The 16,765-nt window shown below is 36.3% G+C and carries 16 protein-coding genes and 1 rRNA gene; 11 read left to right on the top strand and 6 right to left on the bottom strand.

Features of this window, described 5'->3' with window-relative positions; all coding sequences use genetic code 11:
* The first annotated feature begins 1 nt into the window (after position 1).
* Together G466_RS0120560 and G466_RS0120555 are read left to right on the top strand one after the other, a co-directional pair.
* Positions 2-469 (top strand): low molecular weight protein-tyrosine-phosphatase, encoded by a 468-nt coding sequence (locus tag G466_RS0120560; protein ID WP_026815301.1) that lies wholly within the window; start codon positions 2-4, stop codon positions 467-469.
* Positions 470-1,192: an SAM-dependent methyltransferase gene (locus G466_RS0120555; protein ID WP_026815300.1), complete on the top strand. Its 723-nt coding sequence runs from the start codon at positions 470-472 to the stop codon at positions 1,190-1,192. It abuts the gene before it with no gap.
* Between the two features lie 121 nt (positions 1,193-1,313).
* Here G466_RS0120555 and G466_RS0120550 read toward each other — a convergent pair whose 3' ends face one another.
* The 4 genes from G466_RS0120550 to dapF all read right to left on the bottom strand — a co-directional run bounded on the left by G466_RS0120550 (position 1,314) and on the right by dapF (position 4,459).
* Positions 1,314-1,949 carry a hypothetical protein gene (locus G466_RS0120550; RefSeq protein ID WP_026815299.1) on the bottom strand — a complete coding sequence of 212 codons (636 nt, stop codon included), beginning with the start codon at positions 1,947-1,949 and terminating at the stop codon, positions 1,314-1,316.
* A 164-nt stretch (positions 1,950-2,113) separates the two neighbouring features.
* Positions 2,114-3,157: an endolytic transglycosylase MltG gene (gene mltG, locus G466_RS0120545; protein ID WP_026815298.1), complete on the bottom strand. Its 1,044-nt coding sequence runs from the start codon at positions 3,155-3,157 to the stop codon at positions 2,114-2,116.
* Positions 3,154-3,684 carry a GNAT family N-acetyltransferase gene (locus G466_RS0120540; protein ID WP_026815297.1) on the bottom strand — a complete coding sequence of 177 codons (531 nt, stop codon included), beginning with the start codon at positions 3,682-3,684 and terminating at the stop codon, positions 3,154-3,156. The genes mltG and G466_RS0120540 overlap by 4 nt, the downstream gene beginning before the upstream one ends.
* Positions 3,671-4,459: a diaminopimelate epimerase gene (gene dapF, locus G466_RS0120535; protein WP_026815296.1), complete on the bottom strand. Its 789-nt coding sequence runs from the start codon at positions 4,457-4,459 to the stop codon at positions 3,671-3,673. The genes G466_RS0120540 and dapF overlap by 14 nt, the downstream gene beginning before the upstream one ends.
* Before the next feature lie 129 nt (positions 4,460-4,588).
* Between dapF and G466_RS0120530 the strand changes: the two genes are divergently transcribed.
* The 9 genes from G466_RS0120530 (at position 4,589) to G466_RS0120490 (ending at position 15,958) form a co-directional block, all read left to right on the top strand.
* A complete protein-coding gene (locus G466_RS0120530) occupies positions 4,589-5,983 on the top strand; it encodes a S1C family serine protease (RefSeq protein ID WP_026815295.1) in 1,395 nt (464 codons plus the stop codon).
* 313 nt (positions 5,984-6,296) lie between these two features.
* A complete protein-coding gene (locus G466_RS0120525) occupies positions 6,297-6,917 on the top strand; it encodes a hypothetical protein (protein ID WP_026815294.1) in 621 nt (206 codons plus the stop codon).
* A gap of 215 nt (positions 6,918-7,132) precedes the next feature.
* A complete protein-coding gene (gene trmD / locus G466_RS0120520) occupies positions 7,133-7,810 on the top strand; it encodes a tRNA (guanosine(37)-N1)-methyltransferase TrmD (RefSeq protein ID WP_026815293.1) in 678 nt (225 codons plus the stop codon).
* Positions 7,811-8,022: 212 nt separating this feature from the next.
* On the top strand, positions 8,023-8,373 hold the full coding sequence (gene rplS / locus G466_RS0120515) for a 50S ribosomal protein L19 (RefSeq protein ID WP_026815292.1): 351 nt from the start codon (positions 8,023-8,025) through the stop codon (positions 8,371-8,373).
* 1,088 nt (positions 8,374-9,461) lie between these two features.
* Positions 9,462-11,681 (top strand): NADP-dependent isocitrate dehydrogenase, encoded by a 2,220-nt coding sequence (locus G466_RS0120510; RefSeq protein ID WP_026815291.1) that lies wholly within the window; start codon positions 9,462-9,464, stop codon positions 11,679-11,681.
* Positions 11,682-11,801: 120 nt separating this feature from the next.
* Positions 11,802-14,180: a TonB-dependent receptor gene (locus tag G466_RS0120505; protein ID WP_026815290.1), complete on the top strand. Its 2,379-nt coding sequence runs from the start codon at positions 11,802-11,804 to the stop codon at positions 14,178-14,180.
* A 4-nt stretch (positions 14,181-14,184) separates the two neighbouring features.
* Complete coding sequence (locus G466_RS0120500; protein WP_026815289.1) at positions 14,185-15,015, top strand: DUF4249 domain-containing protein; 831 nt, start codon at positions 14,185-14,187, stop codon at positions 15,013-15,015.
* A 24-nt stretch (positions 15,016-15,039) separates the two neighbouring features.
* Positions 15,040-15,285 (top strand): DUF6095 family protein, encoded by a 246-nt coding sequence (locus G466_RS0120495; RefSeq protein ID WP_034236331.1) that lies wholly within the window; start codon positions 15,040-15,042, stop codon positions 15,283-15,285.
* Positions 15,286-15,433: 148 nt separating this feature from the next.
* A complete protein-coding gene (locus G466_RS0120490) occupies positions 15,434-15,958 on the top strand; it encodes a 5' nucleotidase, NT5C type (protein WP_026815287.1) in 525 nt (174 codons plus the stop codon).
* 490 nt (positions 15,959-16,448) lie between these two features.
* Here G466_RS0120490 and rrf read toward each other — a convergent pair.
* Together rrf and G466_RS24340 are read right to left on the bottom strand one after the other, a co-directional pair.
* Positions 16,449-16,560: ribosomal RNA gene (rrf, locus tag G466_RS0120485) — 5S ribosomal RNA — on the bottom strand.
* A 23-nt stretch (positions 16,561-16,583) separates the two neighbouring features.
* Positions 16,584-16,765 (bottom strand): hypothetical protein (locus tag G466_RS24340; RefSeq protein WP_205622064.1); only part of this gene is annotated, 182 nt, incomplete at its 5' end.

The raw sequence follows: 16,765 nt of genomic DNA, 5'->3' as shown, positions 1-16,765 counted from the left end.
TATGAGTACTAAGGTTCTTATGGTCTGCTTAGGGAATATTTGTAGATCCCCTTTGGCCGAAGGTATTTTAAAGGAAAAAGTAGATTTGGATAATATATATGTTGATTCTGCAGGAACTGCAAATTACCATATAGGAAAACAACCAGATCCAAGGTCAATAGCAGTTGCCAAGAAGCATGGAATAGATATTAGCGGACAGCGATGCAGGCAGTTTACCAAAGAAGACTTTAAGCATTTTGATTATATATATGCTATGGACAAGGATAACTACAATAATATAATGGCCTTGGCAAACAACAGCATAGAACAACAAAAGGTGAAGTTGATATTACACCACATGCCACCGTCGGAACAGGAAGTACCTGATCCTTATTATGGTGGTGATGACGGATTTGAATCCGTTTTCCAACTTTTGGATTCCGCTTGTGAAAAAATAGCCCAAGACCTGAACCAAAAACATTGTGTCTAAATGGCGGCTACCAGTAATATGCAAGGCAAATTATATCTAATTCCTACTACTTTGGGAGACAATGCCCCTTTAGAGGTACTACCCATCTCCGTTAAAGGAACTATTGAGAAAATAGATTATTATGTGGTAGAAAATGAAAAATCTGCCCGTCATTTTATAAAAAAAATAAGTTCCAAGAAATCGCAGCCCGGATTGCATATAAATCTACTCAACAAATATACGGAGCCTCAATTACTACCTAGTTTTTTAGATCCCTGTTTAGAGGGTTACGATATAGGAATTATATCTGAAGCTGGCTGCCCAGGGGTTGCCGATCCAGGAGCAGAACTAGTTAAAATAGCACATCAAAAAGGTATTCAAGTTGTACCTTTGGTAGGTCCGTCTTCTATCTTACTGGCATTGATGGCCAGCGGACTTAATGGACAGAGTTTCGCCTTTAACGGCTACTTGCCAATAGAAGCAGGAGAAAGGAAGACGAGCCTAAAGAAACTTGAAAAGACATCTAGGGAAAATCAGCAATCGCAGATTTTTATAGAAACACCCTATAGAAATGACAAATTATTGGCCGAATTTATAAAGACCCTATCTCCCTACACGCAAATTTGCATTGCATGCGACTTAACCCTACCTACAGAGTATATAGCAACCAAAACTGTTGAAGAATGGAAAAGAACTACTGTAGCGCTACACAAGAGACCCACTATTTTTATTATTCAGGCCTAAAACTAATTTAATACCCACGCATAAATATTAAACTCTATAATCCTATTATCGTAAAAAAAACAAAAAGCCTCAACAAATAATTGTCGAGGCTTTTCTCCTTTTATCTTTTAACAGATATTGACTAAATTCTCGGATTCTTAACAGGCGCTACATGCGAAATATCATATCCGGAAAACCTTTTAATATAGTATGATACGGTAGTGCCAAAACTATCATTCACATCACTTTTCCCATATGAACGAAGGTATTTTTTAACATTACCTGCTCCAGCAAGGTGTGCCGCTGCAAGTATGCCCGATTCCGTTATCTCCTGACCATTGATTTTCTTACCAACAAAACGCTTAATATCCCTCCTTAGAATCCATTTATTCCTAGATAAATTGGTTTGGAACACCTTCTCTTGTAAAATAGGATCGTTTAAAAACAACGTTGCATTATAAACACCTAACAACTCCAATGTACCTATACCGAATTGGTATTTCCCTAAGTACCCGAAAGCATTGGTAGTAAAATAATTCCCTTGAGATTCCTTAAACGCTAATGCTTCTTTGAAACCGTTATAGGAAGTTCCTAAAAAGGGCGGCGTGGTAATCGGCTTTTTAAAATTGATTTTGTGGTTAGGAAATACTACTTCTGAAGGTCCTTTTACTCTTAATGCTTCTGGAACGGTTACGTTTACATTTACCGGCTTAAAACCAAAGCTAAACAGAATAAAAATGATGATTACGGGGAACAAAACTCTTGTCCACTTTCTCATATATTTGTTTTCTTAAGACTTACAACTCGACAAAAAATGAGTCTGCTTAAATTACAGTTGGCAAATATACGACCCTTTCAAATTACAAAACCCGCTTTTAACGTTACTTTATAGAAATTTAGTATAAAAATAAGACGTACGGTTAATAAATAGGGTCTAAAGCCTTATCTATTAATTTTCTGTGAATTTATCCAACGGATATACTGTACCTTATTTCGGTTATGTTGCGCCAAGGTTTTAGCAAATTTGTGGTAACCAAAATTCTCAACATTAGCTACAAAATAATAGTAGTCATGCTTTTCGGGAGCCAGCACAGCATCTATGGCCGATATATCTGGCATGGCTATGGGCCCCGGAGGTAATCCAGACGTCCTATAGGTGTTGTAAGGAGAATTTAACTCTAAATCCCTATACAGCACTCTTTTAATAATAGTATCAAAATTTCCAGTATGTTTTTTTATGGCATAAATAACCGTTGGATCCGCTTGAAGCAACATTCCAGTTTTTAATCTGTTAAGATATACTCCCGCCACTTTGGGTCTTTCTTCAACTTTAGCCGTTTCCTTATGAACAATGGAGGCCAAATTGATAACCTCAGAGGGAGTTAATCCCCTATCCTTAGCCTTAGTTAGGCGATTTTTATTCCAGAAGCGTTGGTATTCCTTTAACATTCTCTCTCTAAAGCCTTTTGCAGTTGTATTCCAAAAGAACTCATAACTATTGGGAATATACATAGAAAGCGCCGTGTCTTCATTAAAACCATTAGCCTCCAAAAAGGCATTGTCTTGGAATGATTTTAACAGGCTTAAACTATCCGCCTCAATCTGCAAAGAAACCCTCCCTGCCAAGTCCGCCAAGGTCTCCTGATTATTGAAAGCCAGTTTAACGGGTATATTGCGACTTCGAAGGGAATTGATAATTTCATTATTGTTCATCCCTTTCTTTAGAGCGAATTTCCCAGGCTTCACATTATCACTATATCCCTTTCTATTAGCTGCGGACACAAATTTTTCCATATCCTCCAGAGCCGGTTCCATAATATCCTTTACCGTTTCAAAATTAGCGTCAGTAGGAATATACACATAGGAGGTTTCGTCTTGAAATTTAGTATTAGGTGTAAAAAAAGTACCATACACCATATAGGTAATGATAGCACCCAGCACAAGACCTAGCCCTACTACAATTAGTAACGTACGTTTTAAGTTCATTCCCCTTTATTTATCTTTTGAAAAAGAATTTCATCTTTAAATTTACCATTTGCACTTATCCAATCCTTTTTTATCCCCACCTTCTCAAACCCCAACTTACTGAACAGGTGAATACTTGGCTCATTGTCCTCCAACACATTAGCATATACTTGTCTCAGCCCTAAAACGGAAAATACGTAATTACATAATATTCCAATAGCCTCTGCTCCAACACCTAGATTTCTATAGGCTTTCTCACTGACCACAATCCCCATCCCTACCCTCAAATTTTGAGGATCAAAGTCGAATAAATCTATCAAACCTGTCACTTTGCCTTCCATAGTGCAGATACATAGCCGTAACTGTTTTACCTCATAGATATCCTTATGGGCATTATCTAAATAATATCTTAGGATATGTTTGGAGTATGGCGCTGTAGTACCACTAATCTCCCAAATTTCTGGATTATTCTCCAATTCATAAAGAAAATCCAAATCTTCGGGCTCCAATGCCCTAAGAAATATGTGTTCCCCCTTAAGCGTCAACATATATTTCTCCTTTATAAACAAGCTGAGCCGCACCGGTCAGCCAAATTTCGCTATATCCCTCTTTATTTATATCCTTAATAAAGCTTACCTCCAATTGTCCACCTGGTGTCGTTATCGCTACAGAATTACTGCTAGCTTGCCCAGAGTGGTGCATTGCCAAAGCAACTGCCGTTACCCCCGTTCCACAAGACAAGGTCTCGTTTTCCACTCCCCGTTCATAGGTCCTCACATAAAAAGAATCCTTAGCTACCTTTTCAACAAAGTTAATATTACTACCCTCTTTACCATAGACCCCATACCTTAACCTTTCTCCTTCTTTCCGGACATCAAAGTCCTTCACTCTGTTCACCAATTGCACGTGATGTGGAGATCCAGTATTTAAGTATAGTGAGTTGGGTTTCTCAGTAAGATGGTTTACATCCTGCATTTGCAGACTAACTATATCGCCTTCAATTTTAGCTTTATGGAATCCATCTACAGCAATAAACGTAGTTTCTTTTGTTATTAATTTTAAATGTTTGGCAAAGGCAACAATACATCTTCCCCCATTTCCGCACATGGTGCTTTGATTCCCGTCCGAATTGTAGTAAACCATTTTAAAATCAGTGACATCATCCTTCTCTAGTAAAATTAGTCCATCCGCTCCGATGCCAAATTTCCTATCACATAAGAAGGACACTAACTGGTTCACATCACTTGGGAAAATCTTTTCTCTATTATCAATAACAACAAAGTCGTTCCCCGTTCCTTGATACTTATAAAAGCTTAAAAACATATCTCAATTTATTTTGCAAATATATCATTTTATTAAGGTTTAATTAGCAGTTAAAAAGTAGTTAAAGGCATTTTTTTCCGTAGTAATTATGTTAATTTTACTGGAGTTAATTAAAAAATGGATGATTTTATGAAGAAATTTGGAAGTTTATTACTAGTTGCTGTTTTTGCAGGTGCCATAACCTTGGGTACTTATAAACTTTTTCTCGAAAAACCAGGTTATACTATTGTTACTCAAGATCATGAGGCAAAATTAGTAACTACTAGTTATACCCCAACTTCGGCCAGGGGTGCCGGTATCAATGAAGTAGATTTCACTACAGCTGCAGAAATGACGGTTAATGCGGTTGTACACGTTAAAAATGTAACCATTAATCAAGGACCCGCAAATATAATGGAGTTCTTCTATGGCTCCGGACGTACTCAAAGACCCCAGGTGGGTACTGGTTCTGGTGTAATCATATCCCAAGATGGCTATATTGTAACCAATAACCATGTTATTGCCAATTCTGATCAACTACAAGTTACCTTAAACAACAATAAAACTTACAATGCGGAAATAATTGGAACTGATCCCAATTCGGATATTGCGCTAATTAAAATAGATGCAGATAGAAACCTCCCCTATTTAGCATTTGGCGACTCAGACGAAACCAAAGTAGGAGAATGGGTTTTGGCTGTAGGAAACCCTTTTAGCTTAACCTCTACAGTAACAGCAGGTATTGTAAGCGCAAAGGCTAGAGCCCTTGGAAGTTTTGATCAATCTTTTATACAAACCGATGCAGCAGTTAACCCAGGAAATAGTGGAGGTGCTTTAGTAAATACAAATGGAGACCTAATAGGAATAAACACTGCTATCACCTCGCAAACCGGTTCTTATGTAGGCTATTCGTTTGCAGTACCAAGCAACATAGCCAAGAAAGTTATAGAAGATATTATGGAATACGGGAATGTACAAAAAGGAATATTAGGGATAAGTACTATTCCCATGGGGAGTCCATACGCCATAGAAAAGGGAATTAATGAAATAGATGGAGTCTACGTTGCAAAGGTGGAAGAAGATTCTGGTGCTTTTGATGCAGAATTAACGGAGGGCGATATTATAAAAAAGGTAGACAATGTTGACATTCGAAGGTATTCTGACCTCATAGGCTATATAGCCTCCAAAAGACCTGGGGACGAACTTATTGTTTCTGTTTTAAGGGAAAAGGAGTTATTTGAAGTTCCAGTTACTTTAAAAGAAAGGCAAACCATGATAATACCACATTTAGGTTTTGAAATAAAAAACTTGACCGATAAGGACAAGAAAACGTTTAAAACCAAGAAAGGGGTTAAGATTATTGGAGTACCAGAAACGTTTAGAGCCTATGATTTGGAAGGCAAAGTATTGATTTCTTTCGGAGATGAAGATATTAACGATATAAAAGATGCTAGGACCAAATTTGGACGAATTACACGTTATGGAAGAACAAGTGTTACCATGTTAAACGAAAGAGGAGAAAAAGAACGATTGATTATTCAGTAGTGTTATCTACTATTAAAAAGCGCCTTGATCAAGGCGCTTTTTTTATATCCATTAAATAGATTAAAACCTTTAACACCCTTTATTACCATTCGTTTTTATTTATATCCCTCGAGTATTCTTTTTTACAAAATAATTAGATAAAATAAAAGCACATGCTTCATTTAAAAAGTAGCGTATAACCAGCTAAAAGAAACCAATTACATAGTTTATAGGCCGCTAATAGTCATTATTGTTCCTTGTTTTATTCATTAATTGAGATTATTAAAGTATTTTTGCCTTCTAGGATTTAATTATAACAATAAGAATTACGTTAATGAAAATTTATAGAATACTATTTATTGTAATGGCCCTATTGTCATTTAACTTAAACCTTGCCCAGGAAAATGATGAAGAGGTAGTACTTTCTCTAGAGGGCGGCCCAATTAGCTCCCAGTTTGAATATATCACTGTAAAATCGGGTCCTTATCGGGCAGAAGGCATTAGATATAGAGTGGTAAAAGAAGTAAACCTTGATAAACTAAGACAAAATGTTTTAGATTCTATCAATGAATTCAATAAAAGGGCAACCCAGCTTCATTCAACCATTGCAGGCCACGAAGAGACTATAGGGTCCTTAAACCAACAACTGGAGGAGACAACTAACAACCTTGCATCTGTAACTGAAGAAAAGGACAGTATGTCATTTTTAGGATTTCTAATTGAAAAAAGCACGTATAATGTAATCCTTTGGACCATAATTGGAGCCTTACTACTATTATTACTTTTCTTTATCTATAAATTTAGGAACAGTAATATTCTTACCCAAGAAGCAAAACAGTCACTTTCTGAGGTAGAGACCGAATATGAGGATCATAGAAGGCGTGCATTGGAGCGCGAACAGAAAATTAGCCGGCAACTGCAGGACGAAATTAACAAATACAAGAAATCCAAATAAAAAAAAGCTCCCCACGGGAGCTTTTTTTTTAGGCTTAACTCTATAGCCATCTCTAGATCCTTACATCATTCGGTGCAAACACTTACGTTAATTAAAGCGTTAGAAAATAATACAGGAACAAATGCATCCTGCAAAAATGGACATCGAAAAAGCCAACGATTTTCATTACTTTTGCAACGCTATTTTTTGGCCCCAATAGTAATTACTTTATAGTTATGCGAATAGATATTATTACTGTAGTTCCGGACCTTCTTAAAAGTCCATTTGAAGCATCTATCCTAAAAAGGGCTATAGATAAAAAAATTGTGGAAGTGCACTTGCATAATTTAAGGGACTACACAGATAAAAGTTATAATCAAGTAGATGACTATCAATTTGGGGGAGGAGCCGGAATGGTCCTAATGATAGAACCTATAGACAAATGCATATCGGCCTTAAAAAAAGAGCGGAAATATGATGAAGTCATTTATATGACACCGGATGGTGCCACCTTAAATCAGAAAACGGCCAATAGTTTATCTCTATTAGATAATATAATTATACTATGTGGCCACTATAAAGGAGTCGATCAACGTGTAAGAGATTTATTCATAACCAAAGAAATATCCATTGGAGATTACGTTCTTTCGGGCGGAGAATTGGGTGCCGCTGTATTATGTGATACCATAATCCGACTCATTCCAGGGGTTTTAAATAATGAAACATCCGCTCTCACCGACACTTTTCAAGATAATTTGCTAGCACCACCAGTTTATACTAGACCAGCAGATTATAAAGGACATTTAGTACCAGAGATACTAGTAAGTGGCAATTTCCCTAAAATTGAAAAATGGAGGGAAGACCAAGCCTATGAACGTACTCAGAAGTTAAGGCCCGATCTATTGGATTACTAATCGATAGAAATGGTAAGGTTGTATTAAAACAATGAATATTAACCTCTACATATATAAAACCTTTAAGTGAGTTGCTGCATTTTTTCAGATTCATATATAAAAAAGGAATATTCACTTGTAAGTTAGAAAAAATCCACTATTTTTGCACTCCATTAATTCAACCTCTGACGAAAATCGTGAAAGTTGGCTTAAGTAACTGATAATAAAATACCATGGAAGAGTTATTAAAATTTGTAGAAAACGAATTTGTTCCTAAGAAAGATTTCCCAAAATTTTCAGCAGGAGACACTATTACAGTGTACTATGAAATTAGAGAAGGGGAAAAAACGAGAACCCAGTTTTTTAGAGGTGTTGTAATACAACGCAGAGGATCTGGAGCAACTGAGACCTTTACTATTCGTAAAATGTCTGGTACTATTGGTGTAGAGCGTATCTTCCCTGTACATATGCCTGCATTACAAAAGATAGAAGTTAACAAAAGAGGTAAAGTTCGTAGATCACGTATTTTCTACTTTAGAGAACTTACTGGAAAGAAAGCAAGAATCAAAGAAATTCGTTCCTAATACCATCTTTTCATCATACAAAAAGCGTTCCTGTTTCATGGACGCTTTTTTTTATGAACAATTGTTAAAAATCAATGTTAATTAACTGTTCATAACATCTTTCTTAAAATACTCATAATAAATTGGTTTATATACAATAAAGTAGTATTTTTATTATGTAACTATTAGTTATTTCATGAAATAGAAGTTATATAAAGTTTACGTTCTTTATCCATTTGTTTATTTCAGTTTAATGTTAGGAATACTGCAAATTGAAATCGAATTTTGAACTTGCTTAGGTGAGATTCAAAATTTGTAAATACTTGACCGTGGTTAATGCAACATCTAGTTTGTTCATTAACAATATCAAATATTTAGGCAATGGGAGAAACACAGTTATTTCTTTGATGAATGATTAGAGAATAAAGTGTTTCAAACGTTGAAACAGCGACGCAGATGCAATCAATGGTTGCCGTTTTGTAGAAAGTACAAAACAACATGTTTGTAAACTGTTTCTAGAAAGCCATATCAAGGTAGATTATACAGTGATATGGCTTTTATTTTTCTCATTACTGCACTTTTAACTTCCCTAATATTGCATTTAGCTTTCGTTCAATTTGTACTACTACTATTTTTTGCAGATACAAGTTGCTCTTACGTAAGGTTTTCCTTGTAATTTTCAATTTATAACCTGCATAGTATATCAATAAATTCACAAACCAGTATAAATAAAGGCTTGTTCGTACATAATTAATTCGTACATAATTAAACTGTAAAATTATTAATCACAGCAAAAAAGAATATTCGGTACTAGATTGGAATGCAACCCTAATTCTTTATTTTAAGAAATTCCCTAAAATTTATACTTAGCTCTATTACCATATTTCCTAACTAAGTCCTAGCAGCTTTAGGATAAAAATGAATTTATTATTAAACTTGTCAAATAGGCAAATAACTACATATAAAATCTGTTTCATATATCTTTTTCCCTTAACACCATATAAAATCCTATCTATTCTAAACATTCAGCCCAATTAAAAGGCTATCAGTTTATTTGGCACTTTTTAAATTGTATATTTGCACCGCTTAAACTTAAAATTCAACAACAAATGCCGAAAATTTTATATACCAAAACAGACGAAGCCCCTGCATTAGCTACTCAATCATTTCTCCCAATAGTTAAGGCATTTACAAAAACCGCCGGAATAGAAGTAGCCTTAAAAGACATCTCTCTTGCGGGTAGAATCATTGCTACCTTTCCCGACTACTTGGAAAAAGACCAGCAGATTTCGGATGATTTGGCAGAATTAGGAAAATTGGCAAAATTACCAAATACCAATATTATAAAACTTCCTAATATCAGTGCCTCTATTCCTCAACTAAAGGAGGCCATAGCCGAATTACAGTCTAAAGGTTATAAAATTCCTAGCTATCCAGATTCTCCTTCTAACGAGGAAGAAAAAGATATTCAATCTAGATATGACAAAATAAAAGGAAGTGCTGTAAACCCTGTGTTAAGAGAAGGCAATTCCGACAGAAGAGCTCCTCGAGCCGTAAAAAATTACGCAAAAAAGAATCCACATTCCATGGGTGCTTGGAGTTCCAACTCCAAATCCCATGTTGCTACAATGGATCATGGTGATTTTAAATCAAACGAAAAGTCGGTTACCCTAAAGGAAGCCACTAAAGTAAATATCGTTCTCACAAAAACAGACGGGACTAAGACGATTTTAAAAGAAGGACTTCCTCTTTTAAAGGATGAGATCATAGATGCAACGGTTCTGAGCAAAAAAGCACTGCTTAACTTTCTTCAAACCCAAATAAAAGATGCTAAGGATAAAGGGGTATTGTTTTCATTACATATGAAAGCTACCATGATGAAAGTGTCCGACCCCATTATTTTTGGACATGCCGTAAAGGTCTTTTTTGCAGATGTTTTTAAAAAACATGCTAATACCTTTGCTTCTATTGGAATCAACGCCAATGACGGATTAGAAAATTTACTTAGTAAAATCAGAGCACTTCCGGAAGCACAACGTATGGAAATAGAGAAAGACATTACCAATGCAATTGAAAATGGACCTTCTTTGGCTATGGTAAATTCCGACAAAGGAATTACAAACCTTCACGTTCCTAGTGATGTTATTATTGATGCATCTATGCCGGCCATGATAAGGAACTCTGGTCAGATGTGGAATTCCGAAGGGAAATCTCAAGACACCAAAGCCGTTATTCCAGACAGTAGTTATGCTGGCGTTTATACAACTACTATAAATTTCTGCAAAGAAAACGGAGCTTTTGATCCAACCACTATGGGTACGGTTCCCAACGTAGGTTTAATGGCCCAAAAGGCAGAAGAATACGGATCTCACGATAAAACTTTTGAAATTAGCGCTGATGGAGTTGTATTCGTAGAAGACGTTAATTCTGGAGAAGCCCTAATCCAACACCATGTAGAAGAAGGCGATATTTGGAGAATGTGTCAAGCGAAGGATGCCCCTATCCAAGACTGGGTTAAATTAGCAGTATCCAGAGCAAGAGCTACTAACGTACCTACCCTATTTTGGCTGGATGAGAATAGAGCGCATGATGCAGAACTAATAAAGAAAGTAGATCTGTATTTAAAGGATCATGATACAGAAGGACTGGATATACAAATAATGAGCCCTGAAGAAGCTACCTTATTTACTTTAAAAAGAATAAAAGAAGGTAAGGATACGATTTCTGTTACAGGGAATGTATTAAGAGACTACTTAACCGATCTTTTTCCTATTCTGGAATTAGGTACCAGTGCTAAAATGTTATCTATAGTACCTCTTATGAACGGTGGTGGTTTGTTTGAAACTGGTGCAGGTGGGTCTGCTCCAAAGCACGTTCAACAATTTTTATCGGAAGGTCATTTAAGATGGGATTCCTTAGGAGAATTTTTAGCACTTGGTGTGTCCTTGGATTACTTAGGGGAAAAGAATAACAATACGAAGGCAGCAGTTTTGGCGGAAGCATTAGATACCGCTACCGAACAATTCTTAATCAATGACAAATCTCCTTCCAGAAAAGTTAATGAATTAGATAATAGGGGGAGTCATTTTTACCTTGCACTATATTGGGCAAAAGCCTTAGCTCAACAGAGTGAAGACCAAGAATTGAAATCAAAATTTACTCCTATCGCTGAGAAGTTAGCGAATAATGAAGTAGAAATTTTACAACAATTGAACAAAGCTCAAGGATCTCCTGTAGATGTTGGAGGTTATTATTTTCCAGACACCGAACTTATTAGCAATGCCATGAGACCTAGCAAAACTTTAAACAGTATTTTGGAAGCTATTTAAGATTAAAATCATATTATATAAAAGACCTTTTCAATTCATGAAAAGGTCTTTTTTGTTTTAATTATTGCTTAGATTTATACCAAAGCAATAGTTTCAGAAAAACTAAATACTATTAAATTAATGCGAACAGACGTTTGGTTATCTTTTTTAATATTCCTGATCTTATCCTTGAATATATACTCCCAAAACCGATATACGCTAAGTGGAACTGTTACTGACGCAGCTAGCAACGAATCTTTAATAGGCGTTACCATCTCTATTCCCTCACTTGAAAAAGGTGTTGTGACCAATGAATACGGGTTTTATTCCATTACCCTACCCCAGGGCAGTTATAAAATAAGGGTTAGTTATTTGGGGTTTCAAGAAATTATCCAAAATGTTGACCTAACAACAGAAAATAAGCGAATTAATTTTCAATTGATAGAGTCCGCAGAGCAATTGGAAGAAGTAGTGGTAACAGAGGATGTTGAAAAATTAAATATTCGTAAACCACAAATGAGCGTTAATTCGCTATCCGCTGAAACCATAAAAAAAGTTCCTGTTATTCTCGGTGAAGCCGATATTATTAAGTCCATTTTATTATTGCCGGGAGTCACCAATGCGGGGGAAGGATCATCAGGTTTTAACGTTAGAGGTGGTTCAGTAGATCAGAATCTAATTTTACTGGATGAAGCAACTATATTTAACTCATCCCACCTTTTTGGATTTTTCTCAGTATTTAATCCAGACGCTATAAAGGATGTTAAATTGTTTAAAGGGGGAATTCCTTCAAGGTACGGAGGCAGAGTGTCCTCCGTTTTGGAAATCTTCCAAAAAGAGGGCAATAGTAAGGAGTTAAAAGTAAATGGAGGTATTGGTGCAGTTGCCAGTAGATTACTGGTAGAAGGCCCCATCATCAAAGATCGGGCCGCATTTTTGGTTGGAGGCAGAGCATCCTACGCCCATTTATTCCTTCCCTTATTTGATGTGGAAAATTCAGCCTATTTTTACGACCTCAATACAAAATTGAATTTTAAGATAAATAGCAAAAACAGTATTTATTTATCGGGATACTTTGGTAGAGATGTCTTCAGGATTAGCGAGAGTTTTATCAACACCTACGGCAATGCCGTGATGAATTTTAGATGGAACCATCTGTTTACTGACAAATTATTCTCTAACCTCTCCTTAATCTATTCCGATTACTATTATGGTTTAGAACTGGATTTTGTTGGTTTTAAATGGAATTCTGGAATACAGAACTTTAATTTCAAATACGATTTCAAACATTATATAAGCAACACTTTTCAGTTGAATTATGGACTAAATAATATATATTATCAATTTAATCCTGGTAAAATTGAACCAAACCGGCCTAACTCCGGGATACTTGAAGACCAACTGATACAAAAATATGCCAATGAATTAGCCCTATATGTGGATATAGAGCAAGAAATTTCAGATAAATTAAATGTACAATATGGGGTACGATTAAGCAGTTTTATGAGATTGGGTCAAGATGAACTAAATGTATATAGCAACAATAATCCCGTGCAGTTTGATCCACTTTTACAAATTTATCAAAAAGCAGATCCCTTATCCACTATTAAACCTAAGCGTAACGATAATCTAGCGACTTACACAAACTGGGAACCACGCTTGGGCCTGTCCTATACGTTTAATCCAGATAACTCTGTAAAAGCTAGTTATACCAGATTGGCACAATATTTACATTTAATTTCCAATACAAGTTCCCCAACACCATTGGATGTGTGGACACCAAGTGGCCCTTTTATTAAACCACAACTTCTGGATCAATATGCCGTAGGTTATTTTAAAAATATAAAAGACGGAAAGTATTCCTTGGAATCGGAACTATTCTATAAGACAATTCAAAATCGTATCGATTATATAGACGGAGCAAACCTTATTGCCAATGATGCAATAGAGCAAGTTATATTAAATGGAGAAGCTAGGGCCTATGGTTTAGAGTTTTTGGCAAAGAAAAATATAGGTAAATGGCAGGGATGGCTTGCCTATACTTTATCCAAATCAGAACAAAAAACTCCAGGTAGAACCCTTGTAGAAAGCGGGATAAATTTTGGAAAATGGTATAATACACCTTATGACAAAACACACGACCTTTCCGTGTATAGTAGTTTTGAGCTTAATGACAAATGGAGTTTCAATGGTAATTTTGTGCTCCAAACCGGTCAACCGACCAATTATCCCATCGGACAATTCGAATTTCAGAACTTAACCGTGCCGTATTATGGCCCTAGAAACAAAGAGAGACTCCCAGCCTATCATAGAGTAGATATTTCAGCCACTCTTACCCCCAGAAAAAATAGGAGAAGGAAATTAAAATCTGAATGGGTCTTTAGTATTTACAACCTTTATAACCGAAAAAATGCAGCGTCCATTGGTTTTAGTAGAAATTCCGATACCGGGGTCAATGAGGCGGTAAGAACCTCAATCTTTGGGATAGTACCGGCGGCAACGTACAATTTTAAATTTTAAAGAAATGCGTAGAATATTCTTTATCCTATTATTAGTACCAATACTTGCCTGTCAGGATGTTATTGATGTAGAACTTCCAGTTGGAGAACCTAGATTGGTAATAGATGCAGTGATTCGCATAAACGATACTAGCCAGACCACAACAAGGATACGGGTAAAGGCTAGCCAAAGTAGTTCTTTTTTCGATTCTATTACACCCGCGGCATTGCAAAAAATAAGTGTTACCAATACGAAAAACAACACGTTTATTTATTTACAAGAAACTGATTTCGGTACTGGGGTATATGAAGCAACTTGGGAAACAGCTCAACTTATTGATGGGGAACTAGAACTCAATCTAAATTATGAAGATCAGGCCTTCCAAGCTAAAACAAAATTTATCCCCACAGTACCAATTGATTCTTTAAGACAAGGATCAAGTAATTTATTTGGTGATGATGAAACCGAGGTCTTGGTTCGTTTTACTGATAATGGCGAACGAAGGGATCATTATTTGTTTGACTTTAATTTTGGTGAATATCTAGTTACCGAAGATGAGTTTTATCAGGGTCAGCAATTTGAGTTATCATTTTTTTACGATAAAGATCTTAAGGACCAAACCGAACTTAAAATAAGCCTTATTGGTGTAGATAAAGTATTCTTTAATTACATGAACCAGATTTTACAGCAAAGCGGTTCTACTTCCGGTCCATTTAGTACTCCTACTACTACAGTTAGAGGCAACATTATAAATATCAGTGGTCAAAATAATGATAATTTTGCATTGGGCTATTTCGCCGTGTGCCAAACTTTTTCACGCACTATAGTAATTAATAAAGAGACAGCTAGTAATTAATATAATAGCTTAAACCATATTATAATGAGAACAAATAAAGACCTTTTGGTTAAAGGATTAAAATTTTTAGCATATACCCTATTACTAATGTTCACTGCTCCAGTGGTAATATATCAAGCTTTTAAAAACGAGGATCATCCTTTGTATTGGCCCGTATTAATTTTTGGTCTGATATTGGCAATCGGAGCTGTTAGTCTAGGATTCTACGGCATTAAAACGATAATGGATTCACTTTTTAATAAAAATAGCACGAACAAAACCACCGAATAATATATTACTAAAATAGTATTCATCTATTAACATGTTTAATCCTAATCTTATATCTCCTATAAATTATTCTGCTTTGAGGCTAAGGGTTTATGTTCTCCTCTCTTTACGTGTAAAAGCCCAATTTTCGTAATTAATAAAAAATTTTAATATGAAGACACTATTTGTGGATATGGACGAAGTGTTTGCGGATACGTATAATGCGCATATTGAACTATACAATAAAAAATATAATGAGCACCTCCATGTAAACGATTGCATCGGAAGGGAAGTATGGCAATCCGTTCCTGAAGACAGGCGGCATATTGTAAAAAATCACGCTAGAACCGATGGCTTCTTCCGCGGATTAAAGCCAATAAAAGACAGCCAGAAGGTAATGAAGTTGCTATCTGAAAAGTATGATCTATATGTAGCCTCTGCCGCGATGGAATTTCCTAATTCCCTAAGAGAAAAAAGTGATTGGTTGGATGAGTACTTTCCTTTTATCCATTGGAAAAATAGAATTCTATGTGGTCACAAACACATTCTTAAAGGTGATATTCTAATTGATGACCGCAGTTATAACTTAGAATCTTTTAACGGTAGAAAAATATTGTTCAGTTCACCACACAACATGCATACCACTGGATTTGAACGTGCAGACAACTGGATGGAAGTCGCTGACTTATTATTATAAGGTTTAGTTTCTCTCTAGGCCTCACTAACGGCCTACACGTACCAAAAAAAGAGCACATCGTGACCCGTTGCGACAACACCCCTACGTCCGTATAGCAGTCGGACATTGTTCACCCATCATCCAATGATAAGACAGAATCCTTCAACGCAAAAACAAAATCTTTTAGGGCTCTGCTCAGGCGTAAGGAATACGAAATTCTTCCTCTTTAGGTTAACTCAACTAATTGCATAACTATTCAAATACCCAGAGATTGGACGTGATCCTTGATCCCAGAATCCTTCAAGGCAAAAATAAAATCCTTTAGGGCCCAGTGCAGAGGCGTGAAAAATGTAGAGTTCTTCCTTTATAGATTAACAACAATTTTTGCATAAACACAACAATTGGTCATGATCCGTTACCGGCTCGCGCTAGCCTACAGAAGTAAAAAGAAGCAGGTTGGGATAGGGGCAAAAAAAAAGTCCCTCCATGTTTCCATGAAGGGACTCTTAAAAAAAGGCGGCGGCCTACTCTCCCACTTGATATAGCAGTACCATCGGCGCAGACGGGCTTAACTTCCCTGTTCGAGATGGTAAGGGGTGGGCCCCGTCGCCATGGCCACCTAAAATCTTTGGCTCGCAATCCTTATTTATAAGGAGTACGCACCGCGCCACTGGGGCGCAATATCGTTGACATAATAGGGACAGGGCATACTTGCCAGAAAGGGCAAGGGCAAGGTAAAGTACGTGGTAACGTGGTATATAATAAAAAAGGTTTGTCGTGTCCCGGAGTTTCCCCCGGGACAACATTTGCGCAAGCCAACGGGCAATT

The organism is Arenibacter certesii DSM 19833, assembly GCF_000429545.1.
Taxonomy (GTDB): Bacteria; Bacteroidota; Bacteroidia; order Flavobacteriales; family Flavobacteriaceae; genus Arenibacter; species Arenibacter certesii.
Note: the sequence above shows the minus strand (reverse complement) of the source record. Positions and strands in the feature narration are given on the sequence as shown.

What these genes read in the sequence shown, in the direction of transcription:
- G466_RS0120560 (WP_026815301.1), top strand. Translation starts at nt 2, where the DNA reads ATGAGTACTAAGGTTCTTATGGTCTGCTTAGGGAATATTTGTAGATCC.
- G466_RS0120555 (WP_026815300.1), top strand. Translation starts at nt 470, where the DNA reads ATGGCGGCTACCAGTAATATGCAAGGCAAATTATATCTAATTCCTACT.
- G466_RS0120550 (WP_026815299.1), bottom strand. Translation starts at nt 1,949, where the DNA reads ATGAGAAAGTGGACAAGAGTTTTGTTCCCCGTAATCATCATTTTTATT.
- mltG (WP_026815298.1), bottom strand. Translation starts at nt 3,157, where the DNA reads ATGAACTTAAAACGTACGTTACTAATTGTAGTAGGGCTAGGTCTTGTG.
- G466_RS0120540 (WP_026815297.1), bottom strand. Translation starts at nt 3,684, where the DNA reads ATGTTGACGCTTAAGGGGGAACACATATTTCTTAGGGCATTGGAGCCC.
- dapF (WP_026815296.1), bottom strand. Translation starts at nt 4,459, where the DNA reads ATGTTTTTAAGCTTTTATAAGTATCAAGGAACGGGGAACGACTTTGTT.
- G466_RS0120530 (WP_026815295.1), top strand. Translation starts at nt 4,589, where the DNA reads ATGAAGAAATTTGGAAGTTTATTACTAGTTGCTGTTTTTGCAGGTGCC.
- G466_RS0120525 (WP_026815294.1), top strand. Translation starts at nt 6,297, where the DNA reads ATGAAAATTTATAGAATACTATTTATTGTAATGGCCCTATTGTCATTT.
- trmD (WP_026815293.1), top strand. Translation starts at nt 7,133, where the DNA reads ATGCGAATAGATATTATTACTGTAGTTCCGGACCTTCTTAAAAGTCCA.
- rplS (WP_026815292.1), top strand. Translation starts at nt 8,023, where the DNA reads ATGGAAGAGTTATTAAAATTTGTAGAAAACGAATTTGTTCCTAAGAAA.
- G466_RS0120510 (WP_026815291.1), top strand. Translation starts at nt 9,462, where the DNA reads ATGCCGAAAATTTTATATACCAAAACAGACGAAGCCCCTGCATTAGCT.
- G466_RS0120505 (WP_026815290.1), top strand. Translation starts at nt 11,802, where the DNA reads ATGCGAACAGACGTTTGGTTATCTTTTTTAATATTCCTGATCTTATCC.
- G466_RS0120500 (WP_026815289.1), top strand. Translation starts at nt 14,185, where the DNA reads ATGCGTAGAATATTCTTTATCCTATTATTAGTACCAATACTTGCCTGT.
- G466_RS0120495 (WP_034236331.1), top strand. Translation starts at nt 15,040, where the DNA reads ATGAGAACAAATAAAGACCTTTTGGTTAAAGGATTAAAATTTTTAGCA.
- G466_RS0120490 (WP_026815287.1), top strand. Translation starts at nt 15,434, where the DNA reads ATGAAGACACTATTTGTGGATATGGACGAAGTGTTTGCGGATACGTAT.